The sequence below is a fragment of the Achromobacter sp. 2789STDY5608615 genome (assembly GCF_001298995.1).
Lineage (GTDB): Bacteria > Pseudomonadota > Gammaproteobacteria > Burkholderiales > Burkholderiaceae_B > Achromobacter > Achromobacter insuavis.
Genome location: NZ_CYTY01000035.1, coordinates 32,941 through 42,242, shown reverse-complemented (window position 1 = coordinate 42,242; position 9,302 = coordinate 32,941). Strand labels below are relative to the sequence as shown.

General features: G+C 71.2%; 8 protein-coding genes. 3 read left to right on the top strand and 5 right to left on the bottom strand.

The features are described from left to right. Both AOZ49_RS24475 and AOZ49_RS24470 read left to right on the top strand, forming a co-directional pair. On the top strand, positions 1-2,252 hold a 2,252-nt coding region (locus AOZ49_RS24475; protein WP_054478276.1), incomplete at its 5' end, for a TonB-dependent siderophore receptor. A 9-nt stretch (positions 2,253-2,261) separates the two neighbouring features. Beyond that, the gene (locus tag AOZ49_RS24470; protein ID WP_054478274.1) at positions 2,262-3,470 is read left to right on the top strand and encodes a PepSY-associated TM helix domain-containing protein; all 1,209 of its coding nucleotides are present in this window, start codon (positions 2,262-2,264) and stop codon (positions 3,468-3,470) included. On the opposite strand, the gene AOZ49_RS24465 is transcribed toward AOZ49_RS24470, so the two are convergent. From AOZ49_RS24465 to AOZ49_RS24455, 3 genes are all read right to left on the bottom strand, one after another. Further along, entirely contained in the window at positions 3,467-3,802 is a 336-nt protein-coding gene (locus tag AOZ49_RS24465) for a 2Fe-2S iron-sulfur cluster-binding protein (RefSeq protein WP_054478272.1), read from the bottom strand. The genes AOZ49_RS24470 and AOZ49_RS24465 overlap by 4 nt on opposite strands. Positions 3,803-3,880: 78 nt before the next feature. After that, a complete protein-coding gene (locus AOZ49_RS24460; protein ID WP_054478312.1) occupies positions 3,881-4,468 on the bottom strand; it encodes an NUDIX domain-containing protein in 588 nt (195 codons plus the stop codon). Positions 4,469-4,585: 117 nt separating this feature from the next. Then, positions 4,586-5,605 (bottom strand): zinc-dependent alcohol dehydrogenase family protein, encoded by a 1,020-nt coding sequence (locus AOZ49_RS24455; protein WP_054478271.1) that lies wholly within the window; start codon positions 5,603-5,605, stop codon positions 4,586-4,588. Positions 5,606-5,752: 147 nt separating this feature from the next. Between AOZ49_RS24455 and AOZ49_RS24450 the strand changes: the two genes are divergently transcribed. Continuing rightward, complete coding sequence (locus AOZ49_RS24450; RefSeq protein ID WP_054478270.1) at positions 5,753-6,673, top strand: LysR family transcriptional regulator; 921 nt, start codon at positions 5,753-5,755, stop codon at positions 6,671-6,673. Between the two features lie 102 nt (positions 6,674-6,775). Here the strand turns inward: AOZ49_RS24450 and AOZ49_RS24445 are convergent, their stop codons facing one another. Together AOZ49_RS24445 and AOZ49_RS24440 are read right to left on the bottom strand one after the other, a co-directional pair. Continuing rightward, entirely contained in the window at positions 6,776-8,044 is a 1,269-nt protein-coding gene (locus AOZ49_RS24445; protein ID WP_054478267.1) for an Hsp70 family protein, read from the bottom strand. A 65-nt stretch (positions 8,045-8,109) separates the two neighbouring features. After that, positions 8,110-9,273, bottom strand: a complete 1,164-nt coding sequence (locus AOZ49_RS24440) for a RhtX/FptX family siderophore transporter (RefSeq protein ID WP_054430348.1) — start codon at positions 9,271-9,273, stop codon at positions 8,110-8,112. Positions 9,274-9,302 lie beyond the last annotated feature (29 nt).

Here is a 9,302-nt window from a genome sequence, read left to right as displayed (position 1 = left end):
CCAGCCCCGGCGTGCAGGGGGTGTACAGCGCGCCGGCCGCGTTGCGGGCGCTGCTGGCGGGCACCGGGCTGCAGGCACGCATCGGCGCGGGTGGCGGCTACACGCTGGAGCCCGCGCCGCAGCCCGCCCCGGGCGACGCCGCCGTGCTGCCGTCGATCACGGTGAACGGCAACCGCGAATCGCCGGTCGGACCGGTCAGCGGCTACATCGCCACCCGCACCATGGCGGCGGGCAAGGACGATTCCGCCCTGGCGGAAACGCCGCAATCCGTGACGGTGGTCACGCGCGACCAGATGAACGACCAGGGCGCGCAGACCATCACCGATGCGCTGCATTACGTCGCCGGCGTCAACACCTCGGCCTACGGCGAGGACCCGCGCTATGACTGGATCACCATGCGCGGCTTCAACCAGTCGGTGTTCGGCATGTACCGCGACGGCCTGCGGGCCTCCGGCAGCAAGATCGGCATGCGCATCGACTCCTACGGCCTGGAGCGGCTGGAAGTGCTCAAGGGCCCCAGCTCGGTGCTGTACGGCCAGAATTCGCCCGGCGGCCTGATCAACGCGGTCACCAAGCGGCCCACCGACGACCCGCTGCACGAAGTGACGCTGGGCGTGGGCAGCCACGACCGCAAGCAGGCCCAGTTCGACCTGGGCGGACCGGCCACGGCGGACGGCACCCTGCTGTACCGCCTGACCGGCAACGTGCGCGACAGCGACACGCAGATGCGCTATGCGCCGGACGACCACGCCTACATCGCCCCCGCGCTGACCTGGAAGCCCAACGCCGACCTGTCGCTGACCGTGCTGGCCAACTACCAGCACGACCGCGCCGCGTGGGGCCTGTGGTACCCGCGCACGGGCACGCTGTTCTCCAGCCCGTGGGGCCAGATCAGCTCCAGCTTCTATCCGGGCGAGCCGGACTTCAACCGCTTCGACCGGACCCAGAAATCGCTGGGCACGCTGCTCGAGTACAAACTCGGCGGCGATGCCGTGTTCCGCCAGGGACTGCGGGTCGAAACGATGAACTACGACGCCAAGTACGTGCGCGGCCGCGCCCTGCTGAACGATGACTACGACCTGGACGAAAGCGGTCACCTGCTCTATCGCGACGCCAACCGCAATCAGCTGCGCTCGCGCGTCTACACCATGGACAACCAGCTCGCCTGGACCGCGCAGACCGGCCCGGTCACGCATCGGCTGCTGGTCGGCCTGGACGCCAGCCTGACGCGCTACAACGACCGCCAGTGGTCGGGCAGCGCCCCGGTGCTGGACATCCTGGACCCGCAGTACGGCCAGCCGATACCCGACCCCACCTCGCCCTGGGCCCGCGACGTCACCGCGCGCCAGACCGGCATCTACTTCCAGGACCGCCTGTCGCTGGGCGAACACTGGATCCTGCGCGGCGGCGTGCGCCACGACCGCGCCCGCACCGAGACGCGCGATCCGCTGGGCACGCTGGACCTGAACCAGCGCGACAGCGCCACCACCTACCAGGCCGGCGCGCTCTACCGCGCCGACAACGGCCTGTCGCCGTTCGTCAACTACGCCGAATCGTTCCAGCCGACGGCGCAGGCCAGCAAGGACGGCTCGCCCTACCAGCCCACCCGCGGCCGCAGCGTGGAAGCCGGCCTGCGCTACCAGCCGCCGGGCGAGCACATGATGCTGACGGCGTCGGTCTACGACATCCGCCAGAACAACGTGCTGACGCAGGATCCGAACGACCCGACCAACTCGATCCAGGCCGGGCAGGTGCGCTCGCGCGGCATCGAACTGGAAGGCACCTGGGAACCGACGCCGCAATGGTCGGTGCTGGCCAGCTACACCTTCCTGGATACGAAGGTCACGCGCAGCAACACCCCCGGGCAGGAAGGCACGCGGCCGCAGGACGGTTGGGGCACGACCTCGCCGCGCCACATGGCATCGCTGTGGGTGAACTACCGGCTGGCCTCGACGGCGCTGCGCGGCGTGTCGATCGGCGGCGGGGTGCGCTACATGGGCAGCACGCTGGACTACGGCCCGACCGCGGCGGATCCGGACAACGCCTACGCCACCTCGGTCAAGACGCCCGCGTACACCGCGTACGACATGGTGCTGGGCTATGAGCCGAACGCGCACTGGCGCATGCAATTCAAGGTCGCCAACCTGTTCGACAAACTGTACGTGGCGAACCCATGCGGCGGCTCGCCCCTGAACGCCTGCTACTACGGTCCGCGCCGTACGCTGCTGCTCAGCACCACGTATCGCTGGTAGGTCGACGCGATGGCCCTGCTACGCCGCCTGCATCGCTGGGCCGGCCTGTTCCTGGCGCTGTTCCTGTTCGTGTCAGGCCTGACCGGCGCCATCATCTCGTGGGATCACGAGCTGGACGAATGGCTCAACCCGCAGCTGTTCGACGCGCCCGCCGCGGCCGGCGCCACGCCACGGTCCGCGCTGGCGCTGGCCGACGGGCTGGAGGCGGCCGACCCGCGCCTGCGCGTGGCCTATCTGCCGCTGGCGGTGGAGCCGGGCCATGCGCTCGGCGTATCGGTGGTGCCGCGCATCGATCCGGCCACGAGACGGCCCTACCCGCTGGACTTCAACCAGGTCACGCTCGATCCGGCGACCGGCGCCGTGCGTGGCGCGCGCGAATGGGGCCGGGTGTCGCTGGCGCGCGAGAACCTGATGCCGTTCCTGTACAAGCTGCACTACACCCTGCACCTGCCCGATATCGGCCGGGTGGAACTGGGCACCTGGTTCATGGGCATCGTCGCGATCGTGTGGGCGCTGGACAGCCTGATCGCGCTGGCGATCTCGTTTCCCAGCCGCAAGGCGTGGCGCAAGTCGCTGTCGTTCCGGCTGCGCCAGGGGCGGCCCAAGCTGGTCTTCGACCTGCACCGTTCCGGCGGCGTGTGGGTGTGGGGCCTGCTGCTGATGGTCGCGGTGACGTCGGTGTCGATGAACCTGGGACGCGAGGTGGTGCGGCCGCTGGTGGCGTTTTTCTCGCCGCTGACGCCGGACATCTTCGCCCTGCGCCGGCCCGCGCCGCCAGCGGCGTTCCAGGAGCCGGGGATCACGCGCGGCCAGGCGCTGGAGATCGGCCGCGCGCAGGCGCGCCTGCGGGGCTGGACGCTGCCGGCCGGGGCCCTGTTCTACAGCGCGCCCTACGGCCTGTATGGCGTGAATTTCTTCGAGCCCGGCGACGACACGCCGTCGGGGCTGGGGCGCCCGTGGATCTACCTGGACAGCCAGAGCGGCCAGGTGATCGGCGACCGCGTTCCCGGCCGCGGCAGCGCCGGCGACCTGTTCCTGCAGGCGCAGTTGCCGCTGCACACCGGCCGCATCCTCGGCCTGCCCGGACGCATCCTGATGTCGGCGCTGGGACTGGTGACGGCCATGCTCAGCGTCACCGGGGTGTTGCTCTGGGCCCGCAAACGCCGCGCCCGGCATCTGGGGCAACGCCAGACGCCGCTGGCCGTCGCCAGGCCCTAGCGCCGCGCGCCCGTCAGCGGCCGCGGCGGCGCCGGCGGCGCGGGCTCAAGGGGCGCGGCCTGGAGCGACTGGATTTCCAATGGCGAACGGGCCTGCGCCACGCACGGCAGGATCCAGCCCTCTTCCTTCTCGTCGCGCGACAGGCCCGGCCATTCGATGCGGTAGGCGATCTCGCCTTCCAGCATCAGGCACATGCAGGCGCGACAGGTGCCGTTGCGGCAGGAACTGGGCAGCTTGATGCCGGCGGCCTGGGCGGCCGCCAGCAGGGTCGAATCGGCATCCGCCTCGAAGCACAGGCCGGACGGTTGCACCAGGACGGGAAAGACGGGCATGGTCGCGGGATCGTTCGTCTTGTGAAGACAGCGGCGCGGGCCGGCCTTCAGGGCAGGCCCTGGAAGGCCGCGGCCCGCTCAGGCGGGCTGCTCCTGCCAGTCCAGCTGCCAGGCGCCGGACAGCACGTTCTGCAGCCACAGCGAGCAGGTCAGGGTCTTGGCGTCAGTGACCTCGCCCTTGGCGCAGGCCGCGAACAGTTCGTCCGGATGGGCGCTGAAGACATCGAGGAATTCATCCTGGTCCAGCTGTTGCGGACCGGCGCGCAGGCCGCGCGCGAAGTAGATGTGGACGATCTCGGTGGAATAGGCGATGGCCAGGTGCAGCGCGCCGGCGCGGGCCCACTGGGTGGCGGTGTAGCCGGTTTCCTCGAGCAGTTCGCGCTTGCCGCAGGCCAGCGGGTCTTCGCCCGGATCGAGCTTGCCGGCGGGGAATTCGGTCATGACGCGGCCGATCGGATAGCGGTACTGGCGTTCGAGCAGCACGCGGCCGTCATCGAGCAGCGGAATCACCACCACCGCGCCCGGATGCACCACGTATTCGCGCGTCGAGGTGTGGCCGTTGGGCAGGCGGACGGTGTCGTTGCGGATCTTGAGGAAGCGGCCGTCGTAAGCGGCCTCGCTGGAGACGCGCTCTTCGAACAGATGGGAATCGGGCTTGTCGGTCATGGCGCGGCGTGGGAAGAGGCAGGCGCCGGCGCGCAAGGCGGCCGGCGCGAAGAGCTTGCAGCTTACCATCGGGCCCGTCATGACTGCGCCGATGCCGCGCCGCCGGCCACGCGGCGTTCAGCCGCCGACGCGGATCACGATCTTGCCGAAGTGGCGGCCCGAGGCCAGGTGCTCGAACGCGGCCGGCGCCTCGTCGAACCCGTAGACGCGGTCGATCACCGGCGCGATGCGGGCGCGGTCGACCAGCCGCGTCACGTCTTCCAGCATCTTGCGGCTGCCCACGAAAATGCCTTCCAGGCGCTTGTTGCCGGCGATCAGCGCCAGCGGCGACACCGGCACCGAAGCAAAGCCGCTGACGCCGCCAATGATGCCGACCGCGCCGCCATGACGCACCGCCGCGATCGAGCGTTGCAGCGTGCCTTCGCCGCCCACTTCCAGCACCACGTGGGCGCCCTCGCCGCCGGTCGCGCGCAGCACTTCGTCCTGCCATTCCGGCGTTTCGCGGTAGTTGATCAGGTCATCCGCGCCCAGTTCGCGCGCCCGCGCCAGCTTGGCGGCGCTGGACGAGGTGATGATGGCGCGCAGGCCCGTCGCCTTGGCCAGTTGCAGGCCCCAGATCGAGACCCCGCCGGTGCCCAGCAACAGCGCGGTCTGGCCGGCGCGGGCGCGGCCGGCGACGAACAGCGCGTTCCAGGCGGTGACGGCGGCGCACGGCAGGGTCGCGGCCTGCTCGTCCGACAGGGAATCGGGAATGGCCACCAGGGAGTGCTCGGAGAAGACGACTTCGCTGGCCAGCACGCCGTCGCTGGCGGCGCCAGGTGCCCGCGCGGTGTTGGCGGGCGTGGGCTCGCCGTCGATCCAGTCCGGCAGGAAGGCGCCCATGACGCGGTCGCCCGCCTTGAAGCGCGTGACGCCGGCGCCCACCGCCAGCACCTCGCCGGCGGCGTCGGAAGCGGGCACCACGGGGCTGCCGGCCACCTTCAGGTAATCGCCGCGGGCGACCATCAGGTCGCGGAAATTCAGCGAGACGGCCTTGATGCGCACGCGCACCTCGAAGGGGCCGGGTTCGCGCGCCGCTCGCTCCACGCGCTGCAGCGAGCCGATGCCTTGGCCGGCGGTGATCTGGTATGCCTGCATGATGATGTCCTCTGGGTGATTCGGGAAACGCCGTCCAACACGGGACGGCGCGGTATGGGTACGATATAAGGGAACCAGACTACCCAGTGGCGGCATTTATTCACTTGAATGTCGCCCTATTGGAACCAATACCCCGCAGGACACCCCATGGCCACTCCCTACTCCCACGACCGCCTGGGCGGCATCGAGGTCTTCGTGCAGGCCGCCGAAGCCGGCAGCTTCGCGCTGGCGGCCGACCGCCTGAACCTGACGCGCTCGGCGGTCGGCAAATCGATCGCCCGACTCGAAGCGCGGCTGGGCGCGCGGCTGTTCCACCGCACCACGCGCCAGCAAAGCCTGACCGACGCCGGCCAGGCCTACTACGACCGCTGCGTGCGGGCGCTGGCCGAGCTCTACGACGCCGAGGCGGAACTGGACAGCGGCCGGCGCGCGCCGCGCGGACGGCTGCGGGTCAGCGCGCCGCTGGTGTTCGGCCGCCACTGCGTGGCGCCGGTGCTGCGCGAACTGGCCGCGCAGCACCCGCAGCTGCAGATCGACATTTCATTCAACGATCGCGTGGTGGACCTGATCGAGGAAGGCTACGACCTGGGCATCCGCATCGGCCCGCTGCCCGACAGCTCCAGCCTGGCGGCGCGCCGCCTGGGCCTGCAGACCATGGGCATCGGCGCCGCGCCGGCCTACATCGCCGGGCACGGACGCCCCGTCACGCTGGACGAGATACGCCAGCACGCCGGCGTGGTCTATGCCCACGGCGGCGTCGAGAAAGGCTGGTCGGTGATGGGACCGGATGGCCAGGTGATCCAGCTGCACCTGCCGCCGCGGCTGCGGCTCGACGACCTGCAGGCCATTGCCGATGCCGCCATCGCGGGCGCCGGGCTGGCATGGCTGCCGTGCTGGATGCTGACGCACTACGTGCGCAGCGGCGAGCTGGAGGTATTGATGCACGGCGACCGCATGGCGGCGCAGGACGTGCATGCCGTCTGGCCGCAGGCGCGCTACCTGCCGTCCAAGACGCGCGCCGCGATCGACGCGCTGGCGGCACAGGTGCCGGCGATGCTGGCGAAATAGCGGCCAAGCGGGCCGCGCCACGCGAATCGGCGCAACGCGCCACAACCCGGCGCTGCCCGATGCCGGCACGCACGGTGGCGAACCGGCATCGCGGGCGGCCTGTCAGTCGAACTTGCGACGGGCGTCCAGCGCCAGGCCGGCGCCGATGCTGCCGAACAGGTCGCCCTCGACGCTGCGCGCCTGCGGCACCAGCGCCGAGACGCAATCGCGCAGGCGCGGCACGCGGCTCGAACCGCCGGTGAAGAACACCGTGTCCACGTCGGCGGGCGCGACGCCCGCGTCGCGCATCAGGACGCCGACGGTCTGCTCGATCTTCTCGATCAGCCGCGCCACGCTCGCGTCGAACGACGGCCGCGTCACCTCCACGCCCAGCTCGGGCGCGATGCGCGACAGGTCGATGCGCGCGGCGGGACCTTCGGACAGCGCGATCTTGGTCTCTTCGACCTGCACCGCCACCCAGTGGCCGGCGCGCTGCTTGACCAGGTTCAGCAGCAGGTCGATCTTGTCGCGGTCGCCGGCTTCGGCGCGGATGTAGGCAAAGTGTTCGGCGGCCTTGCGGGTGTAGGCCTGGTTGATGGTGTGCCAGCAGGCCAGGTTGCCGTACTGCGTGGACGGCACGTCCTTGCCGCTGCGCAACTGGCTGCCCAGGCCCAGCAGCGGCATGACGTGCGCCAGGCTGAGCTGCTTGTCGAAGTCCACGCCGCCGATGTGCACGCCGCCGATGTGCACGCCGCCGTAGGCCAGGATGTCCTCGCGGCGATCCGGCTTGGCGGCGCGGCCCGGCCCCAGGCGGATCAGCGAGAAGTCCGAGGTGCCGCCGCCGATGTCGATGACCAGCACCAGTTCCTCGCGGTCGATCTGCGACTCGTAGTCGAAGGCCGCGGCCAGCGGCTCGAACTGGAATTCGATGTCGGTGAAGCCGACGCTGCGCGCGATCTCGCCCAGCGTGTCCTGGGCGGTCTGGTCGGCGGCGGGGTTGTCGTCGACGAAGAACACCGGCCGACCCAGCACGGCGCGCGTGAAGTCGCGGCCGGCGGCGGTCTCGGCGCGGCGCTTGAGTTCGGCGATGAAACGCGTCAGCAGCACGCGGAACGGGATCGAGCGGCCCTGCACTTCCGTCGAGCCATCGATCAGCGAGCTGCCCAGCAGGCTTTTCATCGAGCGCATCAGGCGCCCGTCGTAGCCCGCCAGGTAGTCGGAGATGGCCGCCCGGCCGTAGCTGACCTCGGCGTCTTCGTCATGGAAGAAGATGGCCGAGGGCAAGGTGGTCTTGCCGTCTTCAAGGGCGAGGAGCGCGCGCTGGTCGGGGCGGCTCCAGCCGACGGTGGAGTTCGACGTGCCGAAGTCGACGCCGCATGCGGTGGAAATCATGGAAATTCGGGGGGCTGAAAGCAAAACGGCGCACAAGTGTAGCCGCAACCGCCCGAAACGCCATGTCAGCCCGGGCGGCGCAGCGCCACGGCCACGAAAACCAGCGTCACGGCGGCGGCCAGCAAGCCGCCGGAAAAACCGGTGACGTACCCCATCCGGGCGGCCACGCCGGTGATGAGCGACGAGGTCAGGATCTCGCCCAGGTCGCGCGCGCTCTGGACCGCGGTCATGTCGGTGCCGGCCTGCGCGCCGCGCGCGGCAAAGCGCATCGCCAGCGTCATCATCGCCACCGAGGCCGCGCCGGCGCCAAAGGCGCCCAACGCCTGCGCCGCGTAGGCCGCGGCCGTCGGCTGCGGCGCCCAGCCCTGGGCCTGCGCCAGCCACGCCAGCGCCGCCGCGCCCGAGGCCGCCAGGCCAAGCGCCAGCGCGCCGCGCGCGCCGATGCGTCCGACCAGCCAGGCGCCGCCGCCGCAGCCCAGCAGCACGGTCACCGCGCCCCCGGCCATGCCGAGCCGTCCCACCGCCTCCACCGCCCAGCCCGCGTCCACCAGGAACAGCTTGGACAGGCCATAGCCCGCCACCGCCGTCATCGCCGACAGGAACGCCGCCAGCGCCAGCGCCCAGCCGCCCGGCCGGCGCGCGAAGCCGGCCAGCGTGGCGCGCCGGACGGCGGCGGGCAGCGCGGTTTCGCGCCAGCCCGACGCCATCAACAGGCTGAACGCGACCACCGCGGCCAGCAGCGCCAGCGCGCCGCCCTGCCCCAGCCAGCCCGCCAGCACCAGGCAGCCCGGCCCGCCGGCGAAAAAGCCGATCATGGTGCCGCCCACCTGCACCGCGTTGGCGCGCGCCAGCGCCTGGCCCTCGAAGCGCTCGGCGGTCAGGCCGTCGGTGGCGATGTCCTGCGTGGCGCTGGCCAGCGAGGCCAGCGCCATCAGCGCCACCACCCACGGCGCGCTGGCCGCGGACACGCCGGTCACGGCCACCGCCGCCAGGCACGCCAGCACGATGCCCTGCATCGGCAGGATCCAGCTGCGGCGCCGGCCCAGCGCCGGCCGGTAGCGGTTGTCGACGACCGGCGCCCACAGGAATTTCAACACCCAGGGCAGCCCCACCAGCGGCAGCCAGGCCAGCGCGTGCAACGGCGCGCCGTCGCGCCGCAGCAGCGTCGGCAGCGCCTCCATCGCCACCCCCAGCGGAATGCCCTGGGAAAAATAGAGCGCGCCGATCATGATGAACAGGCGCGCATTCGCGGTTTGCT